At 62.8% G+C, this 22,212-nt stretch carries 19 protein-coding genes and 1 pseudogene; 9 read left to right on the forward strand and 11 right to left on the reverse strand.

The features are described 5' to 3' along the window. Nucleotides 1-95: 95 nt before the first annotated feature. From PO883_RS26890 to PO883_RS26905, 4 genes are read right to left on the reverse strand one after another with little or no spacing between them, the layout of a single operon-like run. Nucleotides 96-1,217 (reverse strand): TniQ family protein, encoded by a 1,122-nt coding sequence (locus PO883_RS26890; RefSeq protein WP_289312487.1) that lies wholly within the window; start codon nt 1,215-1,217, stop codon nt 96-98. Next, entirely contained in the window at nt 1,175-2,065 is an 891-nt protein-coding gene (locus tag PO883_RS26895) for a TniB family NTP-binding protein (protein WP_289312488.1), read from the reverse strand. Before PO883_RS26895 ends, PO883_RS26890 begins: the two co-directional genes overlap by 43 nt. Further along, entirely contained in the window at nt 2,062-3,990 is a 1,929-nt protein-coding gene (locus PO883_RS26900; protein WP_289312489.1) for a Mu transposase C-terminal domain-containing protein, read from the reverse strand. The genes PO883_RS26895 and PO883_RS26900 overlap by 4 nt, the downstream gene beginning before the upstream one ends. Next, complete coding sequence (locus PO883_RS26905) at nt 3,983-4,726, reverse strand: TnsA endonuclease N-terminal domain-containing protein (protein WP_289312490.1); 744 nt, start codon at nt 4,724-4,726, stop codon at nt 3,983-3,985. Before PO883_RS26905 ends, PO883_RS26900 begins: the two co-directional genes overlap by 8 nt. A 63-nt stretch (nt 4,727-4,789) precedes the next feature. Between PO883_RS26905 and PO883_RS26910 the strand changes: the two are divergent. After that, nucleotides 4,790-5,446, forward strand: a pseudogene (locus PO883_RS26910) (ATP-binding protein); the annotation flags it as partial. A gap of 28 nt (nt 5,447-5,474) precedes the next feature. Here PO883_RS26910 and PO883_RS26915 read toward each other — a convergent pair. The 3 genes from PO883_RS26915 to PO883_RS26925 all read right to left on the reverse strand — a co-directional run bounded on the left by PO883_RS26915 (nt 5,475) and on the right by PO883_RS26925 (nt 9,808). After that, nucleotides 5,475-5,990: an SRPBCC family protein gene (locus tag PO883_RS26915; protein ID WP_289312491.1), complete on the reverse strand. Its 516-nt coding sequence runs from the start codon at nt 5,988-5,990 to the stop codon at nt 5,475-5,477. Nucleotides 5,991-6,340: 350 nt separating this feature from the next. Then, complete coding sequence (locus PO883_RS26920) at nt 6,341-6,961, reverse strand: hypothetical protein (RefSeq protein WP_289312492.1); 621 nt, start codon at nt 6,959-6,961, stop codon at nt 6,341-6,343. 117 nt (nt 6,962-7,078) lie between these two features. Next, nucleotides 7,079-9,808 (reverse strand): TonB-dependent receptor, encoded by a 2,730-nt coding sequence (locus PO883_RS26925; protein WP_289312493.1) that lies wholly within the window; start codon nt 9,806-9,808, stop codon nt 7,079-7,081. Between the two features lie 773 nt (nt 9,809-10,581). Between PO883_RS26925 and PO883_RS26930 the strand changes: the two genes are divergently transcribed. From PO883_RS26930 to PO883_RS26965, 8 genes are all read left to right on the forward strand, one after another. Beyond that, nucleotides 10,582-11,382 carry a metallophosphoesterase gene (locus PO883_RS26930; protein WP_289312494.1) on the forward strand — a complete coding sequence of 267 codons (801 nt, stop codon included), beginning with the start codon at nt 10,582-10,584 and terminating at the stop codon, nt 11,380-11,382. Between the two features lie 158 nt (nt 11,383-11,540). Beyond that, nucleotides 11,541-12,404, forward strand: coding sequence for a bifunctional 2-polyprenyl-6-hydroxyphenol methylase/3-demethylubiquinol 3-O-methyltransferase UbiG (locus tag PO883_RS26935; protein ID WP_289312495.1), 864 nt, complete (start codon nt 11,541-11,543; stop codon nt 12,402-12,404). 37 nt (nt 12,405-12,441) lie between these two features. After that, entirely contained in the window at nt 12,442-12,987 is a 546-nt protein-coding gene (locus PO883_RS26940; protein ID WP_289312496.1) for a hypothetical protein, read from the forward strand. Between the two features lie 4 nt (nt 12,988-12,991). Continuing rightward, on the forward strand, nt 12,992-14,239 hold the full coding sequence (locus PO883_RS26945) for an MFS transporter (RefSeq protein ID WP_289312497.1): 1,248 nt from the start codon (nt 12,992-12,994) through the stop codon (nt 14,237-14,239). Further along, nucleotides 14,236-14,973, forward strand: a complete 738-nt coding sequence (locus PO883_RS26950) for an ABC transporter ATP-binding protein (RefSeq protein WP_289312498.1) — start codon at nt 14,236-14,238, stop codon at nt 14,971-14,973. Before PO883_RS26945 ends, PO883_RS26950 begins: the two co-directional genes overlap by 4 nt. After that, on the forward strand, nt 14,973-16,529 hold the full coding sequence (locus tag PO883_RS26955; protein ID WP_289312499.1) for a hypothetical protein: 1,557 nt from the start codon (nt 14,973-14,975) through the stop codon (nt 16,527-16,529). Before PO883_RS26950 ends, PO883_RS26955 begins: the two co-directional genes overlap by 1 nt. An 86-nt stretch (nt 16,530-16,615) precedes the next feature. Continuing rightward, on the forward strand, nt 16,616-16,960 hold the full coding sequence (locus PO883_RS26960) for a DUF1840 domain-containing protein (protein WP_289312500.1): 345 nt from the start codon (nt 16,616-16,618) through the stop codon (nt 16,958-16,960). Beyond that, entirely contained in the window at nt 16,960-17,814 is an 855-nt protein-coding gene (locus PO883_RS26965) for an alpha/beta hydrolase (RefSeq protein ID WP_289312501.1), read from the forward strand. Before PO883_RS26960 ends, PO883_RS26965 begins: the two co-directional genes overlap by 1 nt. A gap of 39 nt (nt 17,815-17,853) precedes the next feature. Here the strand turns inward: PO883_RS26965 and PO883_RS26970 are convergent, their stop codons facing one another. From PO883_RS26970 to PO883_RS26985, 4 genes are all read right to left on the reverse strand, one after another. Next, complete coding sequence (locus PO883_RS26970; protein WP_289312502.1) at nt 17,854-18,564, reverse strand: phosphatase PAP2 family protein; 711 nt, start codon at nt 18,562-18,564, stop codon at nt 17,854-17,856. Then, a complete protein-coding gene (locus tag PO883_RS26975) occupies nt 18,554-20,194 on the reverse strand; it encodes a phosphoethanolamine transferase (protein ID WP_289312503.1) in 1,641 nt (546 codons plus the stop codon). The genes PO883_RS26970 and PO883_RS26975 overlap by 11 nt, the downstream gene beginning before the upstream one ends. An 88-nt stretch (nt 20,195-20,282) precedes the next feature. After that, nucleotides 20,283-21,527 carry a HAMP domain-containing sensor histidine kinase gene (locus PO883_RS26980; RefSeq protein ID WP_289312504.1) on the reverse strand — a complete coding sequence of 415 codons (1,245 nt, stop codon included), beginning with the start codon at nt 21,525-21,527 and terminating at the stop codon, nt 20,283-20,285. Beyond that, a complete protein-coding gene (locus tag PO883_RS26985) occupies nt 21,514-22,203 on the reverse strand; it encodes a response regulator transcription factor (RefSeq protein WP_289312506.1) in 690 nt (229 codons plus the stop codon). Before PO883_RS26985 ends, PO883_RS26980 begins: the two co-directional genes overlap by 14 nt. Between the last annotated feature and the right edge of the window lie 9 nt (nt 22,204-22,212).

Raw genomic sequence — 22,212 nt, forward strand, 5'->3', positions numbered from 1 at the left:
GGTCCCGCAAAAGCGCCGGCCTGCCTCAACGCGATGCGCCTTCAACATACCTCTGCCGCATTCGTCACATAGCTGTTTGAGTGCTTGATCGCTGTTCATGAAGCCCGTCGCATCTTCCGTTGTAGGCGTGCCCATTTATACAATATAGTTTGCCTCGACATCGACGCGGCCGCTGCATTTCCTTTTGCCTTTCGTGAACGTACCAGCTGCGGAAGATCGCGCACGAGGCTATCGATGTGTGACGGTAGCGAGGGCCATCCCTGACGCAGTGACGTATCCTTCATCGACTCGGCTATCACGGCATTTCGGAGCTTCTCAGGTCCGGCCATAATTAGTGCCCCGACGCCTTCGAGGAACCTTGAGCGCTCCAAAGTCGGCAGCATTTCAAAGCCAAGGCCGGTGACGGGCGGGCGCAAGCGGGAAACGCCAGGATCCAGACCAGCAAGGCATTTTCCGAGGCCAGATACTTGACGCCTGGCCGCGCAACGCAAGAGCATTAGAAAATAGCGAGCGAGACGAAACCACTCCTTCGCCTGCAGCAGATGGATTCCATAACTTCCTGTTCCAGTGAGCGCCACGCGGTCAGCGCAATCCTGAAACGCAAGCGCGGCATCGGCGGCTGGCAGCGCCGGGCCGTGGCGAATGTCTCCCCTGCAGTTGGAGCAGGAGGTCATCGCATCGGTGGCCGCTAGCCGATTCGGTTCGATCGGGAATTGGCAGTGGCAGCATCGATCACGCAGGCTAACTTTGTGAACGGCGCAACATGTATGCCACGCTAAGCGCCAATGCAGGCGAAAATAAGGCCGGACATCATCGGCCAGGCAAAGGGAACAGTACTGCAATCCGCCCCGCCGCTTCCGGTTACGAGATCCCAAAGCGAGTACCCAGTGCCATATCGCGCTTGCAGCTTCCCGCTCCAGCCCTGTCACCAGGGCGATCGGCAGAAGCATTGCTTCCCTTAGCTTTTCTGCATCGATGCCGGACTCACGAGCGAGTGTACTCATGCGTTCATCGTTGATACCCCGGTCCAGGTCAATCGTCCAGACGCGCCACTTCGGCCAAAGATGGCCGGCAAGGACCAGCGGGTCTACGCCCTGAGCCAGGGCCGCCCGCACGAGCCACATGGAGAAAAGTTCGTCTGGTGCGAGCGCGACTGGAACCGGCCAGCGGCTCACTACCCGACCAGTTCCCGGATGCCACGTGTGGGCCGTAACCATGCTTTGCTTTCGACGATGGACTTGTCTATGTGCTCCTTACCCGACTTGATTGCCTCACCGGCGCATTCGAGCAACAGTCGATGCAGGTTACCCGTGTTTCCTTCGCATATCGTATGGAGCAATTTCGCTATCTCGGGCGAATGCAGGTTCGAGCGCTGCTGCAATGGCAAAACTTTTTCAAACCCGGCCAGCAGTCGCTGAAAGTTGGCATTCAGTTCCCACAGAGGCAAGCTCAAAACATCGAACCGGCTTGCGTGCTGTGGATCGCTATGCAGCACGCGCACCGCTTCACGCGTGCCTACCCCCACGATCGGTATGGCCAGCTCGTTGCACATGAGCTTGATGGCGTTCATTACCTCGCGCTGTTTGACAGGTGAGCCCGTCAGCAATGAGTGCATCTCGTCGATGATGAGCATCCGCACGTGGCAGGACCGAAACAAGTGAATGGCCTGGTACCGCAGTTTCGACGTTGGATCCGTTGCACGATAGGGCGCGAAAAATTGCTCCAGGATAGAAATGTACAAACCCTTCTCGTCTGCGCTCGGCGGCGCCTCGGCAACAATGATGGGCTTCACCGGCTCAGCATCTTCGTTCACGTATCCTTGTCCGCACAGGTGCCGAAATCGCTCAATGATCGTGGTCTTGCCGTTGTTAGAGTCCCCAACGATCAGTAAATTCGGCATGCGGGGCCTGCTCGGCTTGAGAAGAAGCCCTTGCAAGGTATCGAGAATATGTTGGGCGACCTTATGGCCGATCCAGCGAGGATGATCCATGAAGCTCAAGCGTTCAGTGTCCGTCAGTGCCATCACATGCCGAAAGTCAGGATGGATATGTTCGTAGTTGCTCATGCGATGTCTCCGAAATCTTGTATGTCGCCGTCGAGCAGATCATCCATCCCCATCGGGGCCAACGGTTTAGGTGGCAGCGAGGATGCAGGTAAAGGTTGAGCGGGCGAAATTTTCTTGGCATGCTCTTTCCGGCGCTGGGCCTGCCGCCGTGCGGTCTTGGTCTTTTCCATCGCTTCGTCCACACGGCTACGCAATTCCGTGATGGCCCGGAGAATCTGGTGTTCGTCCACGCTCGCAATGCCTTCTTGCTTGAGCTTGTCCCGCGCCTGCTGATATTCCCAGATGCTCATGGACGGCAGCGCAAGGTCGGCCAGAGGTATCTTGTAATAGTGCTTTAGCAGCGGATCGAAAAACCATATCGTGCTGATGTCGCGTGGGTCTCGCCGGAAGACCAAATCCTTCTTTTTCTTCGTCTCTGGATCTTGAGCATTGATCCACGGCCGTAACGCCTCGGCATAGTAGGCGAGACCGTCAATGGTCACGCCGAACGTCTGCACTGTGCGGCGGAAGTAAGGTAAAAAATCCAGCAGAATGGCGAGGCTGTTTGTGGGTCGCGGCGGCACACCCACCCCGTGAATCTCGGCGTTGCCGAATATCCCAATTTCCCACTTGCGTGTTGGCGTCAAACCAATCGTAGTGTGCAGGCGGCGATGATAGACCTTGCAAATGAGAGTCACCAGCCACTCTTCGAACTCGGACTTCGTCATGGTAGCGTGCTTTTCCGAGTCGTACCCATCCCTGTCCTTGACCGACGAGAACGTCGTACCAGGCAAGGCGTGGATCTCTCGCGCCAACGTGCCCAACATGCGTTCGATATGACCGCCGTACCGGGGTTGCTTCACTGGCCGGAATTCCAAGCTGATTCCGTACATTAAACAGGATTGCTGGAAATTATTCGAACGGAAATCGGCGCCGTTATCGACGTGAATTGTCTTTGGAACTCCCCACACCGGCCATTCAGCCTCAACCTTGTGCAGCAACATCCAATCCTCCTTTGGCAGGATCGAATGCGCCACACACATGGCGACCGATGTTTCGGATGGGGGGTCGAACGAAAGGTAGTAGCCTGTAACCATCCGGGAATGGACGTCGATCGCAAGTGTGATCCAGGGACGTCCTATCGGTTTTCTAAACACGTCGTCGACTAAGATGATGTCGGCTGGCGTATGATCGATCATCATCACCGCCAGCGGGAAGTCAGCGTGTGGAAAGGCACCCGGCACTGGGAAAAACTTATTCTTGGCCTGCTCCTTGTAACCTCGACCCCGTAGTTGCTCCTTCTCTGCGATTTGAGAAATTCGTGCACGGACGGTAGAAGCACTTGGCGCCTTGACCCCCTTGGCCTGGCAGGCTCGCAGAACTTCTAGTACTGTTTTCTGAGCAGTCGGGCGCTGCGGTGTCAGGTAAAAGTCTCGAATGACTTGCTCGATCAGGGCGTCCGTCTCCGATCCAATACGGCTATTGCCGGCTTTCCACCCGCGCTTTTGCGGGATTAGTGCCGTCGCCACCCCATATGCGTTGTAACGTCGAAGCCAACGATATAGCGTGGCCGGGTCGATTCCAAGTTCGGTTCCGCGTAGCTCGACATCTTCCCGCCCGATATGCATTCTGCCCAGTAGTGGTTTAATGGCCGCCAGGCGCTCCTGAGCTATGCGCCAGTCTTCATCGGCGATCTCGGCCATATCCATTCCGGACGGCTGCTCACAATGTCTATCTCGCGTCAATGGCCGCAGGTCTCCAATCCGCAGGGCAGTGCTACGGCCTGTCGCCACGTCCACGCCGATCAAGGATTCGAAATCGAGCACCTGCGCAATGCGGTACACATCGTCGGCCCGGCGCACTAGCACCCCGACACTCACGTCTACGCGGTCACGGACGGGTTCAAAGGCATCGTTGGGCATCAAAGTATCAGCGTCGTTAAGCATGCGGGATCCATACTTGAGTGAATTCATTGAGAGGTTGCGATATGTCGCAGTCAAGGCGCCGGGCAGCAAGCAGCGACCATAGATGCGCAACCCCTTCACCCCGATACATCCCCATGAAGTGCCGTGCGAGTAGGTAATGTATGGGTGCCGCGCCCATCTCCTGCACGCTGGAAACAACGACTTCGCTATCTGCCGGCGCAAAGGACATGCGCTTGTAGCGCTCCAGAAACCTAACATTCTCCAAAACCTTGTCGCGAATTCTTGATTCATCGACAACATGGAAAATCCAGCCCTGGGCGATTGCATAGCGGCGTGCGGCCTTCCACTTCGGTAGCCACTCTCTCCAGTTTTTTCGCCAGTCGGCCTCGGGCTTTACCTCCACCAACATTGGCTTCGGATAGTTGCAATAGTCTTTGCCGCCAAGCTTGTAGTACACGAGAAAATCCGGCGTGTATATGTAACTTTGGCCATTCATGCCAATGAAGGGTATTTGGACTGGCTGAGGGATGACGTCCAGGATATCTGTAAAGAATTCTGCCCTGAGAAGAAAGTCCCTTTCAAGGGTCGATTCGAACGGGATAGACGACTCTCCACGGAACGGATGGACTCCCGAGACGCTACGGCGGGTCGGTTTGATCTTTCGCGTCTGTCGCGGCATGGCCTCGTCGCAGTTATTTCGATTCATCTCGGAGTCAGTCGCATCTAATTGATGAATTATTGTCGCAGAATTTTCCAAAATAGCATCCTAAGTAACTGAAAAATCGGGTCAAGTGTCGCATTTATTTAAGAATATCACAGCGGCGCGGTGCCGCGCCCGGGCGAAATTTCGCTCGCCCATTGCGGCGTGCTGTTTCTCGACGAGCTGCCGGAATTCGACCGGCGTGTATTGGAAGTGCTGCGCCAGCCGATGGAGTCGGGCCGGGTGACGATTTCGCGCGCGGCGCGCCAGTCCGATTTTCCGGCGCGCTTCCAGCTCATCGCGGCGATGAATCCCTGCCCCTGCGGCTTTCTCGGCCATCCCTCGGGCAAGTGCGATTGCACCAGCGACGCGGTGCTGCGCTACCAGGGCCGGATTTCCGGGCCATTGCTCGACCGCATCGATATCCAGATCGAAGTGGCGGCGCTGCAGCCGGACACCCTGCTGGCCGATGCCGATGGCGAAGCGAGCAGCATCATCGCCGCGCGCGTGGCGCTGGCCCACCAGCGCCAGCTGGCACGCCAGGGCAAGCCGAACCAGGCGCTGATCACGGGGGACGTGGAGCGCCATTGCCGCCTCGACCAATCCGGTGAACTGTTGCTGCGCAAAGCCATGCTGCACCTGAACTGGTCGGCGCGCGTGTATCACCGGGTGTTGAAAGTGGCGCGCACCATTGCCGACCTGGCCGACGCGCCGGTCATTCTTGCCGATCACATTTCAGAAGCGATCCAGCTGCGGCGCGGCTTGCGCGAACCCTGAGCGGGCGCTGCGGCATGCCGCGCAAGCCTCACTGCGCATCGGCCGGGCCAGCGCCGTGATAGCTGCGCTGCCACGCTTCCACCTCGGCGGCGTTGGTGGCAAGGAAAGCACGCATGCGCTCGAAGCGCTTGATGGTCTGGCGCCGGAAGACATGCTGCACCACAGGCTCGATCAGCCAGCGCAGCACGCGCGGACCGGCTTCGATATTGTAGGTGTAGATCAGGACCGAGCCGCCGCCGGCAGCGGGCTCATGTTTCATCGAGGCCGCCCACCTGGAAAATGGAAAGGACGTGCCGAGCATGCGCGCGGCCGCCAGGCGCGGGCGCTGGTAGCTGACGAACTCGGTGCGCATCGACAGCGCGCGCAGCAGGCCGCCGCCGACATTCTCGCTGACCGCGCCGACATAGGGGCAAGGCGCGCCGCCGTCGACCTCGGTGTGCGACACCAGGCTGTCCCAGCGCGCACGCCAGCGATGGTAGTGAAAGACGTCGAACACCACCTCGCACGAGGCCGGCATGGGAAACGCGATGCGCTCATGCGCCATGTTGAGCCGCCCGGTGCTTGAGCGTGCGCGGACAAGTGCAACGCCACGGCCCGGGAGGAGAAAAGTTGGTAGCCTGGTCCTTGTACTGGCGCGCCGTCAGCGGCCGCACTTGGGCATCGTCCCCGCAGTCCCGCATATCGAACTTCCATGCCTGCGGGTTCTTCCGGCTGCTGGCTGCCCGCGTCCCGCCATGGCCGGCGATGCTGTCGCCCCTAACGCGCGTGACCACCTTGTGACCATGGACGGTAGCGCTAGCCCCGTAGTCTGCCATCGACTTAACAAACAGCTTTTTGGGCTGGCTCCACAATTTCATGTTTATTGGGCCTAAATTCTCAGAGTACCGACTAACTTTATTGTAGTCTTCTCTGACTTATTTGATTTTTTGGAAGAGCGCGAGACTCATGGTGAGTTGCGTGCGCCGTGAGATCTACTGGAATACAGGCTCCCAATCGATTCAGGACGCTTAAGAACCTGCCTTGCAATTGCGCCCCCCTGGCGTCCACGAAGCCTCCGGGATCGTTGACGAACCGGGTTGCAGCTGACGCGTGCAGCGCATCAGTGACCAGCTGCAGCACAGGCGAGATGATGCGACCACCCGCGCATAGAACAACGCAGCAGTTCGCTGCACGGACAGCATTAAGCACTGCGGCAAGCAGCGCGAAATTGAGATTGCCGCAATCGAGCCGGACCCTCACGCTGTCTTCCCATATCTCGATATCATCCGTTTCGGAGTTGCCATACATCGCCGCCTCGTCACACCACGATGTTGCGACCGGCAATACGCTTGCCGCCACCACCTGCATCGCCGTGTTATCGAACCCTTCCCAATAATTCGGAAAGACCTGATCGGCATCGACCGACGCGTCATCCACCCGTGCCGCGTACTCAGGCAGCACCTCCACCATACGGCCATGCGCCCTGATAATCCCCGCCACCGGGATCACGACAAATGCAAACTGCCATGCAGCCATGCCGCCCCTCCCTGATATCGATATGAGGACGAAAAAAAACAGCCGGAGCAACCGCCGTCCGACTCCGAAGAGTGGACGGCAGCCGATCCGGCTGCGCTACGACCAACCAACTAAGTATTAGAACGTGTAGCGTCCTGCCAGCGTGAAGTAACGGCCAACCGCGCCCGTCTGATGCAGCGACGGATTGTAGTTGACGCGGCCGTAGGTCTGCACATCCAGCGGTGCTTTTTTGTTGAACAGGTTGCTGATCGACGCGGTCAGCTCAAAGTTCTTCGAAACAGCCCATTTGCCGAAGGTGTCCATGGTGGTGAACGAGGCGATGCGGCAGTTCAGCAGGGCGACGTCGTTTTCATCCACATCCAGGCATTCGCCGCCAACCTGGTTGGTGTTGCTGATGCTGCTGACGTAGTTGACGTTGCCGGTCAGCTGGAACGGACCATTTTCCCAACCCAGGGTGAAGCGGACCTTGGTCTTCGGCGTGCCGCCGTTACCGGACAGATTGATGTCGCCGTGGGTGCCAGCGAACTCCAGTACCGTGCCGTCGGCATTGGTACGGGTGAACTCTTTCATGTAGGTGACGGTCATGCCGGAGTTGAGCTTGCCGCTCGAACCCAGGTTGATGCGGCCGCGCAGGTCGAGGTCGACGCCGCTGGTTTTGGTTTCACCGGCGTTCAGGTACGGCGCCTTGACCATCAGGATCTGACCCGGCAGGTTCGGGAAGTTGGTGGTGGCTTCGCCGCGCACGATTTGCGCATCAGGGTAGCCGGCTGGGTTCTCGACGACAGCGCCAGGATCGGAACCGTTGATTTCGCCGGTACGCACGATTTGCCACAGATCCAGCGACAGGTTCACGTTCTTGATCGGCTCGAGCACCATGCCCAGGCTGTAGCTCTTCGACTCTTCCGGCTTGATGTTCTTGTTGCCGATGGTGATGGCGCCAACCGATTGGTTCGAGCAGTCCAGGGCCAGCTTGGTAACCGGGCAACGGATCGGATCGTTCGCAATATTGGTGAACGCCGCTACCGCGCTGTCGCCGTTTTCGGCGGCGCTAGGCGCACGGAAGCCTTCCGCATAGGTACCGCGCAGGGCGAAGTTCGAGGTCGGGGTGAACTTGAAGCCCACTTTCGGGGTCGTCGAACGGCCGTAATCGGAGTAATCATCGGTACGCAGCGCAAACTGCAGTTCCACCGATTTCAGGACCGGCACCGCCAGCTCGGTGTACAGCGCGGTCACGTCGCGCGAACCCTTCGATGCCGAATAGCCGAGGCCAGCGATATCGTTGATGTCCGTGTACGGAGTCGATTGGCTATCAGTCTTTTCCTTGCGGTACTCAGCACCGACGGCGATGCCCATCTTGCCGCCCGGCAGTTCCATCAGCTCGCGCGATGCCTTGAAGTCGAACGAGGTGCTTTTCGTCACGCCCGAGTTGTTCAGGGTTGGCGACACCAGCGCCAGCACTTCCGGGGTATTGATGACGCCCTTGCCGATGCGGAAGGTGCCGTTGTTGAGCGCCTGACGCAGCGAGCTGGTACGGTAATAGCCGTTTTGCGTCTTGTCGGTCTTGCTTTCCGCGTACAGCACGCCGGTGTCGTAATCCCAGTCGGCGATGTTACCTTTCACGCCGGCGAGCACGCGGGTGACCGTCGATTCCATGTCCGAGGCGCGTGGACGCGATGCATCGACCCAGCGTGGACGTGCGGCAACGCCGAGGAAGTTGTCGGGGTGGTTGGCCGGCATGACCAGCTGGTCCGGACCGGTGTTGGTGTTGTTGACGCGTGCATTGACCAGGTCGAAGCCGGCGCCGGTCAGGCCCGACGGCGAGGTGCGGGTAATCGCTTCCGACTTGAATACGCCCACTTCGCTGTAGGCACGGGTGTTTTCGCCCAGCGCCAGCGTGCCGCGCACGAACAGGTTCAGGTTCTTGGTTTCTGGCTGAATGGTCGAGAATTGGACCGGATCCCACAAGCAACCGCCGCCGGTGTTGTCATGCGCGGTACCGCCGGTTGGATCCTGGTTGATCGGATCGCAGCTGCCTGGCATGTTCTTGACACCGCCGGCAGGACCGCCGGCAGCGTTCAGTGGGCGCAGGGTACCGAGGAAGCTGCTGCCGCCCCCGTTGCCCGCCGTGGTATGGCCGTTGCGCTGGTCGCGGCCGCCCCACGGACGCGAATCCGCCTGGCCCAGCCATTTTTCGCGGCTGTTCTGCTTGATTTCTTTCTGGTGCTTCGCGTCGAGGGTCGCGAAGATGTTGAATTTATCCTTGTCCAGGTCGCCGAAGCCGATGGCGCCCGACATGCTCGTCACGGTGCCGTCGCGCTCGCCGGAAGTACCGGCGCTGGCGGAAATGGTTTTACCCACATAGTTCTGGCGCAGGATCACGTTGACCACGCCGGCGATCGCGTCGGAACCGTAAATGGCCGATGCGCCGTCTTTCAGGATGTCGATGCGATCGACCGCGTCGAGCGGGATCGAATTCAAGTCGACGAAGCTGCGCTGGCCGTCATCGCCAAAGCCGTACGGCGCGGTGCGGCGGCCGTTGATCAGCACCAGGGTCGAGCTCACGCTCAGGCCGCGCAGGGACACGCCCGATGCGCTGCCGGCAAAGCCGTTGGTGAAGGAACCGCTGATACTGCCGTTGTTGTCGGCCGAAATGCTGCGCACGACTTCGGCGATCGACGTTTTACCGGTTTGCTCGATGTCCTTGCGGCTGAGCGTCTGGACCACCGAAATCGTTTCCGCTTCGGCGCGCTTGATGCTCGAACCGGTGATTTCCACTTTCTGCATGCTGTCGCCTGCGGTCTGCGCATTGGCCATCTGCATACCCAGCGCGATACCGCCAATAAACATCAGACGAATCGACCGCGACAATCTTGTCTCCACCATCATTGCAAAGCTCCTCATTTTGTAAGTATATGAACGCGTTTTGCTCTCGTGATGCAAAACGGCCATGGATTAATTATATTTTGCAACCGTGTCTCGGGCGCGTTAGCGTGATTTGCAGTGCCCAAATCATCGATCGCACATATAACCATCGCGCACTGTTTTTTGTCAATTATTGATCTTGTACATATATCCAGAAAACAACAATTGATGCTTCAACCATGTTAAATTTCCCATCCGACATGAGCCAAAAAATTGACATAGTTACCGAACAATAGAAGATGTAGATGGATTTTAATCGATTTTGTTAGAATTTGCGGCTCACCAAGCCTGTTCCGTTGCGGCCGCCGGGCAGCTCCGCTGCGGTCCCGCTGTGCTATTTTAAGGAAGCCTTCATGGGGATTAGACAAAAAGTAAATACGGCGTGCTCCATTGCCCGGAAATGCGGCTGTTTCCCGCATATTATCGGCAGCACTTTCGGCATTGCCCCGCGCCGCGCATGTTTACCGCGGCGCGCGCTGGCCAGGGATAGTCGGAACCATCGCTGCGCGCACCGAAAAGCCCCTTCCGCCCCCCCCTCGCGGCGATCAATACGCGAAAAAATGCGGCGCCGCGTATCGGGCCGGCGGCGCGCTGCCGTGCGCCCGGCAAGGCGTTTGGTGCTGCCGGGCGGCGCTTGGGTTCCGCTGCGAAGCCCGATAGACTACTATGACTATCCCCTTCCTTGATGGTGCCGCACCATGCGCCTGCTCATACTTTCCGACCTGCATCACGAACTCTGGCGCGACGAGGCGCCGCGCATCGATCCGGCCCTGAGCCGTCCCGATGCCGTCATCCTGGCGGGCGACATCGACACCGGCGCCAAAGCGGTCGCCTGGGCCGCGCGCAGCTTCGCCGGCTTGCCGGTGCTGTATGTGCACGGCAACCACGAAGGCTACGGCCACAATCTCGACAGCGTCCAGGGCGAGCTGCGCGCGGCCAGCGCGGCGGCCGGCAATGTGCATTTCCTCTCGTGCGACGAAAAAATCATCGGCAATGTGCGCTTCCTGGGTGCGACCCTGTGGACCGATTTCCGCCTGTTCGGTGACGACCACCGCCAGGGGGCCATGCGCGAAGCCGAAGCGGTGATGAACGACTACAAGCGCATCCGCCTGGCCCAGAAAAACTACCGCAAGCTGCGCGCCGCCGACACGGCCCAGTTCCATGCGGTCCAGACCTCCTGGCTGCGCGCCCGGCTGGCCGAGCCGTTCGCCGGCCCCACCGTGGTCGTCACCCACATGGCGCCATCGATGCGCTCGGTCTCCGAGGCCTACCAGGCGTCGCGCTTTTCGGCCGCGTACGCCTCGCGCCTCGACCAGCTGGTCAGCCAGGCCGATCTCTGGGTGCATGGCCACATGCACGATCCGGTCGACTACATGGTGGGCAAGTGCCGGGTGGTATCGAATCCCTGCGGCTACAAAACCCGCGCCGGCGGCACCGAAAACGTCGATTTCGACCCGCACTTCATCGTCGAGATCGCAGACCGGGCAGCCGATCGATAGTGCCGTAAGGCATTGCGTGAAACCTGTTTACAAAATTGAACGCCCGGAAGACTTCCTGATGGTAGTATGCATATCGGGCATCGGCGCCGACCCGGCGCCGCCCGCATGCCCGCCCTGCACTCCGATGGCGGCCAGCAAACCCTGTCGGGGGACCTACCTTGGTTCAAGCCACACCGTTGCGCATTTCTCCTTTACTGGCCGTGCAAGGCCGCGAACACGACCTGGCCTATGCGCCGGCACCCTGGGTGCTCAAGCAATGCGCTGAAACCGGCATCATCTTCCTGGCCAATCCGCCCGCCTACGAAGAACTGAGCGAAACCTACGCCTACGAAGTGACCTTCAGCAAGGAATCGGCCGCCCGCAAGCAGGCCGAACCGATCCGCTACGCCTTCAGCACCATGCTCAAGCGCTTCCGCGCCAAGGTATTGAAGCGCAATAAGGTGCTGGGCATCCTGAACCAGTTGATCGCCGCCTCGCCGTCGGCGCGCATCAATGTGCTCGACGTCGGCTGCGGCTGGGGCGAACTGCTGCAAACGCTGATGACCTCGCTGCCGCCAGCCCTGCGCAAGCGGGTCGCGCCGCACGGGGTGGAAATTTCGCGCGCGCTGTCGGCGCTGTCGGACGACAAGCTGCGTCCCCTCGGCGGACGCTGCGTGCACGCCTCGGCCACCGATGGCGTGCTGCGCTTCGACCAGGACTATTTCGACGTCATCGTCATGGCGTCCTACCTCGAACACGAAGCCAGTCCGCTCGACGTGCTGGAAAACTGCCGCAAGCGGCTCAAGGCGAACGGCACCATCATCGTCAAGGTGCCCAATTTCGCCTGCTACAACCGGATGATCCGCGGGCCGCGCTGGAGCGGCTTTCGCTGGCCCGACCACGTGAACTACTTCACGCCCAAGACCTTGCGCGCGATCGCCGCGCGCGCCGGGCTCGATGTGGTGCGCATGAGCGCGCTCGACACCACGCCCTTCAGCGACAATATGTATGCGCTGCTGCGCACCAGCCCAGCGGCGCCGTAGCGATCAGGGCGAGGCAGATCCCTGATAACATTCAGGGATGCGAACCTCCCACCTCAAACCCCTTCTGATCTCCCTGCTCGCGGGCCTGTCCCTGGCCGCGTGCAGCCCCCAATTCAACTGGCGCGACTACAGCAGCCCGGACGCGCCCTTCCGCGTGATGTTCCCCGATAAACCGGCCACCCACGCGCGCGAGGTCGACCTCGACGGCATGAAAGTCAAGATGACCATGACCGCAGCCCAGGTCGACGGCACCATGTTCGCCGTCGGCAGCGGCGAAGCGCCCGATCCCGACAAGGCCGAGGCGGCGCTAGCGGCCATGAAGACGGCCCTGGTGCGCAATATCGGCGCCACCATCAAGAGCGAAAAGAGCGGCAAGTCCTCGGCCGCCGCCGGCAGCGCCACGGCGCGCGCCAGCGCCATCGACATCGACGCGGCCGGCGTGCAGAAAGGCGTGCCGATGCGCCTGGTGGGCCATTTCGAATCGCGCAACAAGCGCTTTTACCAGGTCATCGTGATGGGCAAGGCGAAGGAGATGTCGCAGGAACAGGTCGACATGTTCATGTCCTCGTTCAAGCTGCAGTAAGCGCGTGACAGCCCCCCTGAGCGGTGCGCGCGCGGCGCGCGTGTTCCTGTGCTTTGCCTTCGGCTACCTGCTGTCGTACGCGCTGCGGGCGGTCAACGCCGTCATCGCGCCGGCCCTGGTGGCGGAAATGCAGTTGTCGAACGCCGACCTGGGGCTGCTGTCGTCGGCCTATTTCGTCAGCTTCGGCGCCATGCAGCTGCCGCTCGGCGTGTGGCTCGACAAATACGGCGCGCGCCGCACCGAGGCTGGCCTGCTGCTGTGCGCCGCCCTGGGCGCGGCCGTGTTTGCGTCGAGCAGTTCGCTGGCCGGCCTGTGGATCGGACGCGCCCTGATCGGCATCGGCGTATCGGCCTGCCTGATGGCGGCCTTCAAGGCGTACCGCCAGTGGTTCCCGCTCGAACGCCAGAGCCAGCTGGCCAGCTGGATGCTGGTGGCCGGCACCTCGGGCGCGCTCAGCGCCACCGTGCCGGTCACGCTGGCGCTGCCGGCGCTGGGCTGGCGCGGCATCTTCTGGGTGGTGGCGGCGCTGCTGCTGGCCGTCGCCGGGGCGATCTTTTTCTGCCTGCGCGCGGTCGAACGCCAGTTCGACGACGGCGCGGCCAAGGGCGCCAGCGCGCTGGCGGCCGATGGCGGCTACCGGCGCATTTTCGGCAGCGCCTATTTCTGGCGCATGGGGGTGCCGGGCCTGCTTAATCACGGCATTTTCTTCGCCCTGCAAACCCTGTGGGCCGGACCGTGGATGACGACGGTGCTGGGGAAAAGCGCACAGCAGACCGGCCAGATCCTGTTCGCATTCAATTTCGTGCTGCTGCTGTCCTACCTGGCGCTCGGCTGGGCCGCGCCGCGCCTGGTGGCGCGCGGCTGGAACACGCACCGCATCATCGGCATCGGGATCGGCGGCATGGTGCTGGCGCAGGCGGCCATGCTGGCCACCAGCGCGCCGCTGGCCTGGCTGCTCTGGCTGGTGCTGGCCGCCTGCGTGCCGGTCACCACCCTGGTGCAGTCGCACGTGGCGCTGGCCTTTCCGGCCGCGCTGGCCGGGCGCGCCAACTCGGCCTACAACCTGCAACTGTTCATCGGCGCCTTTGCCACCCAGTGGGGTTTCGGGGTGGCGGTCGACCTGTTCAAGGCGCACGGCGCGCCCGCTGCCGACGCTTTCCGCGCCACGCTCGCCATCGCCGTGCTGCTGCAGGCCGGCGCGCTGGTGTTCTTCCTCCTCAACCGCGCACAAGCCGGGAATCCACGACCATGAACACCGAACACGGCGACGCACTGCGGCTCACTGGCCTGGTCAAGCATTTCGGCCGCCCGGCGGTCGACCATCTGGACCTGACGGTGCGGCGCGGCGAACTGTATGCCCTGCTCGGGCCGAATGGGGCCGGCAAGACCACCACCTTGCGCATGGTGGCCGGGCTGCTGGCGCCCGACGCCGGCCGCATCGAGGTGCTCGGGGTCGACCTGGCGCGCGACCCGGCCGGCGCCAAGCGCGCCATGGCTTACCTGCCGGACGACCCGCTGCTGTACGCCAAACTGAAGCCGACCGAGTACCTGGAATTCGTGGCCGGCCTGTGGGGCATCGAAGCCGATGAAGCCGAGCCGCGCGCGCGGCGCCTGCTCGACTGGCTCGAGCTGACCCCGCACGCGCATGAACTGAGCGACGGCTTTTCGCGCGGGATGAAGCAAAAACTGGCGCTGGCCGGGGCCCTGATTCACGCACCGCGCCTGCTCATTCTCGACGAGCCGCTCACCGGGCTCGATGCGGCCGCCGCGCGCCAGGTCAAGGACTTGCTGCTGGCGCACGTGGACGGCGGCGGCACGGTGATCCTCACCACCCACATCCTCGAAGTGGCGGAACGGCTGGCGCAGCGCATCGGCATCATCCAGCACGGGCGCCTGATCGCCGAGGGCACGCTCGACCAGCTGCGCGGCCAGGCCCAGGGCGGCACGCTGGAAGACGTGTTCCTGCACCTGACGGGAAAAGGCTGATGGCGCGCGCCGGCAGCGCCCTGTGGCTGCTGCGCCATGAGCTGCGCCTGTTCATGTTCGACATCCTGGGCGCGCGCCGGGATTCGCAGCGCACGGGCGTGAACCGGAAGGCGCTTGCGGTGTGGGTGATCCTTGCGCTGCTGATCCACGGCTTCGCGTTCATGGCGCTCACGGATGCCCGCCTGTCCAGCGGCACGCCCCCGCTCACGCTGCTGATGACGGTCAGCGCGGTGATGGCCGGGGTGTTCACGATGATGATGTCGACCGGCTTGAACACCAGCGTGACGGCGCTGTTCGAGCGGCGCGACCTGGACCTGCTGCTATCGTCGCCGATCCCGTCGCGCAGCGTGTTTACCGTGCGCCTGGCGGCGATCGCGGCCACCAGCGCCGGACTGTACCTGTTTTTCCTGACGCCGTTCGCGCATGCCGGGGTGGTGCTGGGGCAGTGGCGCTGGCTGGGCATTTATCCGGCCATCGCGGGCATGGCACTGGTGTCGTCGTCGCTCTCGATGCTGCTCACGCTGGCCCTGGTGCGCTGGCTGGGCGTGCGCCGCACGCGCGTGACGGCGCAGCTGCTCGGCGCGGTTTCGGGCGCCGCCATGTTTTTGCTGGCGCAGGCATTCAACAGCCCGCTCGGGCCGGCCTTGCAGCGCTGCGTCAAGCGCCTGCTGCCACTGTTCGCCCAGGGCGCGGCCCTGGGCGCGGACAGCATTGCGTGGCTGCCGGCCAAGGCCGCGCTGGGCATGCCGCTGCCGGCGCTGCTGATGCTCGCCATGGGCGGCGCCGTGTTCTGGCTGACGGCGCGCCTGACGCACGGCTTTTTCGTCGATGGCGTGCAGCAGGCGGCTGGCGCGGCACGCGTGGCCAAGGCACCGCCGGGCGCTCTGCGCTTTCGCTTCGGGCGCGGCCTGGCGCGCACCATCATGGTCAAGGAGTGGCGCCTGATCTGGCGCGACCCGCAACTGATCGCGCAAGTCGGCCTGCAACTGATGTACATGCTGCCCTTGCTGGCACCGTTGCTGCTCGGCCGCGCCGTATCGCTGCCGGCACTGGCCGCGGCGCTGACGTTTTTGTGCGGCACGCTCAGCGCCTCGCTGGGCTGGATCGTGATCTCGGCGGAAGATGCGCCGGACCTGCTGCGCGCCGCGCCTTGCAGCCAGGGCACCATCCGGCGCGCCAAGCTGGCCGCGGTGGTGGTCCCGCCGATGGCGGTGGCCGCACTGCCGCTGTGCTGGCTGGCAATGCGCCAGCCGGCGGCGGCCGCCGCCATGCTGCTGAGCTGCACCCTGTGCGCGCTCAACAGTGCGCTGGTGGTGGCATGGTGCGCCCGGCCGGGGCTGCGCGGCGACTTCAAGGCGCGCGGCAAGGGCAACCTGGCATCGACCGTGTTCGAGCTCCTGACCGGCGTCGGCTGGGCCGGCTTGAGCTTTACCTTGCTGCTCGGCCTGACGCAGCCAGGCTGGAAGGCGGCGGTCGTGATCGGTGCTGGCCTGAACCTGTTGCTGCTCATTGCGTTTGCGGCAACGGCACGTTGTTTGCGCCAGAAACCCGCTTGATCTGGCACACACGACGCAAGGCGGGACGACCGACAGCGCCGGTTCGTGTTATCGTTTCACTACGTACGCATAATTAGAAAGTTCCTATGTTAATTACCTTCACCTCCAAAGCAGCATCAGAAGTTTTGATGTACAAGGAACACGCAAAACGCATCCTCGACCTTCTCCACAAAGATGTCGACCGGGGCGTGATCACGGCAGCGGAAGCACCGCATGCCCTGCAGGTTCTCGAAAAAGAAATCGACGAGAGCCGTCAGCATTCGGTGTCGGAAGATGTCGAGCGCGATGTCCATGCGCATCACAACGAAGCCGGCGACGATACCGACCACGAAGAAATCCAGGTGGTCAGTTTTTCGACGCGCGCCTATCCCCTGCTGGAAATGCTGCGCGCAGCCAAGGCCGGCGGCCACGACGTGGTCTGGGGCGTGTAATGCCAGCGCTGGTGGCGCAGCACAGCCACCAGCTCCTTGCTGCCGATGGCACAACGCTGTTTGTAAGCGATTACCTGCTGCCGGCGGCGCCGCTGCGCGCCAGCGTGGTGATCATGCATGGCCTGGGCGAACATAGCGGGCGCTATCACCACCTGGCATCGTTCTTCAACGACTGCGGCCTGTCGGTGCGCTGCTACGACCACCGCGGCCATGGCCGCTCGCAGGGAAAACGCGGCGATGTCATCAACGGCGATCCGCTGCTGCAAGATGCCGAAATCGTGATCGACGATTTTGCCGCGCGCTTTCGCCTGCCTCCCTTTTTGTTCGGCCACAGCATGGGCGGACTGTTCGCGGCGCGCTTCGCCTTGTCCGCCGTATCGCCCTTGCGCGGACTGATCCTGTCCTCGCCCGCACTCGGGCTGCGCCTGTCGCGCCCGCAAATGCTGCTGCTCGATGTACTGCACGCGCTGGCGCCGTCGCTGGCGGCGCCGAACGGCTTGTCGGCGCGCTGGCTGTCGCACGATCCCAAGGTGGTGGCGGCGTACACAGCCGATCCGCTGGTGCACGGCAAGATCAGCGCGCGCCTGATGCGCTCGATGCTGCGCGCAATCGCGTATTGCCAGGCGAACGCCGCCACGCTGACCGTGCCGGCATTGCTGCTGGCGGCCGGCGACGACCATCTGGTCGACCCGGATGGGGTACGCCGTTTCGCCGCGCACGTGCCGCCCGGCCTGGCGCAGCTGCATGTGTACGACGATCTGTATCACGAGATTTTCAACGAAACCGAGGCGGCGCGCCCGCTGGCGGACTTGCGCGCGTGGCTGGGCGCGCAGGATGCCTTGCAGAACCGCTAGTCCGCTACCGACATCGACGGACAAGCCACGCCGCCAGATTCACGACAGTTGAATATGTGCGCTGCGGCGAGCCACGCCCTGCCGCTCGATCAGCCACAGGTACAAGATGCTGACGATCAGGCAAGTCCACCACATCGACCACAGGGTGTGGGTGAGAAAGTGGGCGCCGCGCATTTGCTGCACCCAGCCCAGGGCGAAACCCAGGCCAAGCATGGCAAGGCCCACGCGCAGGGCCGTGCGCGGCTGGTGCGGCAGCCAGAATACCGCCACGGATGCCAGCCACAGCGCGCTCGACGCATGGCCGGCCGGCATGCAGTGGCCGACCGAGGCGTAGGGCGATACCGCCTGGAACAGGCGCACATAGGTCTCGTCGCCGCCGAACAGGTCCAGGTCCCAGGGGCAATGCGAGGCGCTCATGTACTTGAGCACGCTGATCCACGAGGGCACCAGCACGGCCGCCAGCGCGACGACGCGCAGGCGCAGGCGGAACGGATCGGGCCAGGCCAGGCGCGGCCACAGCAGGTCGAACACGGCCGCGAGCACCACGGCGCCGGCCAGGGTCAGCAGCACCATCTTGGCCCACACGTGGCTGAGCGTTTCCGCAAACCACGCATGGCGCCACGGGAAGGTGGCGCTGGCCGGGTCGAACATGGCGCGCGCCAGCATCAGGTCGAGATCGGTGAAGGCGTTGATCCACGCGATGGCGAAGGCGCTGCCGGCCAGCGCACAGCAAAGCCGTTTATGTCTCATGGGTGCACGGGCCGAAGATATCGAGGCCGGGATTGTAGACCGCCGTGCTGATGCGGTGCATGCCCAGTACCGAGTGGAACACATTGTCATGCGAGAACGACTGGCCGGTGCGGGCCGCCAGGCAGCGCTGGTCGATATGAAAGCGCGAGCGGAACCCGTCCGATAGCCACAGCATCAAGGGCACTTCGCGCTGCTCGGCGGGAGAAATCACATACGGTGCACCATGCAGATACATATTGTGTTCGCCGAGCGACTCGCCGTGGTCGGAAAAATAGAGCATGGCGGTGTTGACCTGTTCCGTTTCGGCGCTGGCCTTGAGCAATTCGATGGCCTGGTTGAGGAAATGGTCGGTGTACAGGATCGAGTTGTCGTAAGCGGCCACGATCGATTCGCGCGAGCACGATTCGAGCTGGTTGGTCTGGCACACGGGGCCGAAGCGCTGGAAGGCGGCCGGTGCGCGTTTCCAGTAGGCCGGCCCGTGGCTCCCCTTCTGGTGCAGCACGATGACCATGTCCTGGTGCGCCTTGCGGATCAGCTCGGGCAAGCCGTCGAGCAGGCGTTCGTCGAAGCATTCATCGTCGACGCACCAGCGGTTGCCCGGTTCCGGCTTGGACAGGTCTTCGTAGTCGACCCGGTCGCAGGCGCCCTTGCAGCCGGAATTATTGTCGCGCCAGAGCACGCTGAAGCCGGCATGCGAGAGTACATCGAGCAAGCCCTGCTGCGCGTGCGCCTTGTCGTCGGAATAGTTGTCGCGTCCCAGGGCGGAGAACACGCAGGGCACCGAGACCGCCGTGGCCGTGCCGCACGATTGCACATCGGTGAAATTGAGCAGATCGGGCTGGGCCGACAGTTCGGGATTGGTGGCGCGGGCATAGCCGTTGAGCGAGAAATTGGCGGCGCGCGCGGTCTCGCCGACGATGATCAGGGTAACCGAGCGCTGGCGGTTGCCGCTGCCCGTCACGCGTTTGGTGGCGTCCATGCCCAGTGGCGCGATCACCAGCGATTGGGCGCGCTGCTGTTTGACGTAGCCATTGATGGCCTGGATGTAATTCGTCGGCGCCAGCAGATAGCGCAGTTCGCGGTGCTCGCGCAGGGCCGGCGCCAGGCTTTTGAAGAACAGGAACAGCAAGCCCGCAGCGAGCAGGAGCGAGCCGCTGATATTGGCCACCTGCAAGACCAGCCCGCGCTTGCCGGCGCAAAAGGCGATCCTGGCGCGGCAGACCAGCAGCGACGGGATAATCCCGAGCAAGGTGATGGTCACCAGCATTTTCCAGTTCAACAGTTCGGCCGCTTCGTGGACATCGGTTTCGAGCAGGTTCTGGATCATCGACTTGTCGATGGCGGTGCCATACTCGTTCATGAAGTAGTAAGTGGCCGAGCTCGCCATGAACAGGGCGACCAGCAAGGGTTTGACGATGAAGCGGAAATTGATGACGTTCAGGCAGGCGTTGAACAGGAGCGCCAGCAAGGCAAAGCTGCCCAGGTGCAGCGGCAGGTGCGCCAGGCTGATGCCGCCGGTCGCACCGATGAAGGTGCGCCAGAAGTTGCCGTTATATACGAGGAGCAGGAAAACCGAGGTGCCCAGGATGAGCAGGGGAGCGTGGATGCGCGGTGCGGTGTTCAATTTCAACAATGTCTCCAGGTGAGCGGCACCATCCGTCAGGACGGCACGCTATTGAAGATACAGTTGAGAACATCAAGCCGGCGTCAAGCGGGCGTTAAGAATTTGTTAAAGCATCGCTGAAGCGTATCTCGAAAACGCTGCCGCCGCCATCGCGTTCACTAAAAAGCAAGGTGGCACCGAGATATTCGCAGATGCGCCGCACCAGGGCCAGGCCCAGGCCGGAACCGGCCGACCCGGCGCCGGGCGCCGCGCTTTGCTCCTGGTCGAAGGTGGCGCGCACGGCGAGCGGCAGGCCGGGGCCGGTATCTTCCACCCGCACCAGGCCTTCACCGAGGCGTACCGACACCTCGCCCTGCAGCGTGTACTGGCAGGCATTGCGGATCAGGTTACCCACGGCCGCCACCAGCAGCTCGGGCGGCGCGGCGATGGCGAAGGCGGGGCCGCCGAGGAAACGCAGCGCCACCGGCCGGCCCGCGACCAGCGGCTGGGAACGCGCGGTTTCGGCGCGCGCGATCTGGTCGATGCTGGTGACGGGGTGGGCGATGCGGTCGCGCGAACGCGCCAGGGTCAGCAAGACGTTGACGCAGGCGGAGGCTTCGTTGGCGGCGCGCAGGATGCGTTCGGCCGCGGCGGCGGTGGCGGGCCTGGCGTCGTGCTGGGCGATGATGATTTCGGCGGCGCCGGTAATCACGGTCAGCGGCGTGCGCAGTTCGTGGCTGACGTCGCCCGTGAACAGGCGCTCGCGTTCGAGGTAGATGCGCAGTTCGCTGGTATGGGCGGCGAAGGCGCGCGCCAGGGTGCCGAGTTCGTCGTTACGGTCCAGCAGCGGCAATTCGGAGGAACTGTCGCGCACGGCAGTGGCCAGGGTCGTGATCGGGGTGACGAAGCGGCGTCCGATGAAACCGCCCAGGAATAGCGAAAACAGCATGATGCCGATGAAGCCGAGGCCAAACATCGAATAGACCACCAGTTCGATCTTTTCGTAATCGCTTTCATGATCGACCACCACGTAATCGCCGCTTGCATCCTTGCCGGAAAGTACATGCAGGCCGATGCCGTCGACGTGCACGTCGCCGACACCTTCGGGGAGATGGCGCAGTGGCTCGGGAATCGCTGCGCCATGGTGGAAACTCAGGCCGGCAGGCATGCCGACCGGCAAGCCGCCGGCGTGGCGCGGCGCTGCCCAGGCGGCGGCCTCGGCCAGGCGGTTGTCGACCAGGTGGACTTCGATCCCCTCCACCGCCGCGATGGCGATGGCCGCGAGAAAGAGCGACGAGCCCAGCGCGAACAGCAGGTAGGCCACGGCGATCCGGCGCCGCAGGGAGTTACGCGGCTTCATCGGGATTGACCAGTTTGAAGCCGAGGCCCGGCACCGTGCGCAGCATGGCGGCGGGAAAGGGTTTGTCGAGGGCTTGGCGCAGGGCATGGATGTGGGTGCGCAAGGCGTCGCTGTCGGGACGGTCGTCGCCCCAGATAGCTTGTTCGATGACGTGGCGCGGCACGACCTTGGGCGCCTCGCGCATCAGGCATTTGAGGATGGTGTAGCCGGTTTTGGTCAGGGCCAGGGGCTGGCCGGCGCGGCTGGCCTGGTAGGTGCCGGTGTTAAAGCTCAGCTCGCCCACGCGCAGGATGGCGGCGCTGCCGACGGCGCCGTTGGCGCGGCGCAGCAAGGCTTTCAGGCGGATGTCGAGTTCGACCAGGGAAAATGGCTTGACCAGGTAATCGTCGGCGCCGCTGTCGAAGCCGGCGACCTTGTCTTGCAGCGTGTCGCGCGCGGTCAGCATCAGCACCGGAATGGTGCTGTTGAGTTCGCTGCGGAGTTTTTGACAGATCTCCAGGCCTGTCAGTCCGGGCAGCATGACGTCGAGGACCACGGCATCATAGGTGTGCTGGGCGGCCAGGGCCAGGCCGGCGTAGCCGTTGGCGGCCGAGTCGAGGATGTAGCCCTTGGGTTCAAGAAAGCCGTAGAGGTTGGCCACGATGTCGGGATTGTCTTCGATGATGAGCAGGCGCATGGGGCTATT

Source organism: Massilia sp. DJPM01 (assembly GCF_030348125.1).
GTDB classification, from domain to species: domain Bacteria; phylum Pseudomonadota; class Gammaproteobacteria; order Burkholderiales; family Burkholderiaceae_D; genus Telluria_A; species Telluria_A frigida.

What these genes read in the sequence shown, in the direction of transcription:
- PO883_RS26890 (WP_289312487.1), bottom strand. Translation starts at nt 1,217, where the DNA reads ATGGTTACGGCCCACACGTGGCATCCGGGAACTGGTCGGGTAGTGAGC.
- PO883_RS26895 (WP_289312488.1), bottom strand. Translation starts at nt 2,065, where the DNA reads ATGAGCAACTACGAACATATCCATCCTGACTTTCGGCATGTGATGGCA.
- PO883_RS26900 (WP_289312489.1), bottom strand. Translation starts at nt 3,990, where the DNA reads ATGCTTAACGACGCTGATACTTTGATGCCCAACGATGCCTTTGAACCC.
- PO883_RS26915 (WP_289312491.1), bottom strand. Translation starts at nt 5,990, where the DNA reads ATGGCGCATGAGCGCATCGCGTTTCCCATGCCGGCCTCGTGCGAGGTG.
- PO883_RS26920 (WP_289312492.1), bottom strand. Translation starts at nt 6,961, where the DNA reads ATGGCTGCATGGCAGTTTGCATTTGTCGTGATCCCGGTGGCGGGGATT.
- PO883_RS26925 (WP_289312493.1), bottom strand. Translation starts at nt 9,808, where the DNA reads ATGTTTATTGGCGGTATCGCGCTGGGTATGCAGATGGCCAATGCGCAG.
- PO883_RS26930 (WP_289312494.1), top strand. Translation starts at nt 10,582, where the DNA reads ATGCGCCTGCTCATACTTTCCGACCTGCATCACGAACTCTGGCGCGAC.
- PO883_RS26940 (WP_289312496.1), top strand. Translation starts at nt 12,442, where the DNA reads ATGCGAACCTCCCACCTCAAACCCCTTCTGATCTCCCTGCTCGCGGGC.
- PO883_RS26950 (WP_289312498.1), top strand. Translation starts at nt 14,236, where the DNA reads ATGAACACCGAACACGGCGACGCACTGCGGCTCACTGGCCTGGTCAAG.
- PO883_RS26955 (WP_289312499.1), top strand. Translation starts at nt 14,973, where the DNA reads ATGGCGCGCGCCGGCAGCGCCCTGTGGCTGCTGCGCCATGAGCTGCGC.
- PO883_RS26960 (WP_289312500.1), top strand. Translation starts at nt 16,616, where the DNA reads ATGTTAATTACCTTCACCTCCAAAGCAGCATCAGAAGTTTTGATGTAC.
- PO883_RS26965 (WP_289312501.1), top strand. Translation starts at nt 16,960, where the DNA reads ATGCCAGCGCTGGTGGCGCAGCACAGCCACCAGCTCCTTGCTGCCGAT.
- PO883_RS26970 (WP_289312502.1), bottom strand. Translation starts at nt 18,564, where the DNA reads ATGAGACATAAACGGCTTTGCTGTGCGCTGGCCGGCAGCGCCTTCGCC.
- PO883_RS26980 (WP_289312504.1), bottom strand. Translation starts at nt 21,527, where the DNA reads ATGAAGCCGCGTAACTCCCTGCGGCGCCGGATCGCCGTGGCCTACCTG.
- PO883_RS26985 (WP_289312506.1), bottom strand. Translation starts at nt 22,203, where the DNA reads ATGCGCCTGCTCATCATCGAAGACAATCCCGACATCGTGGCCAACCTC.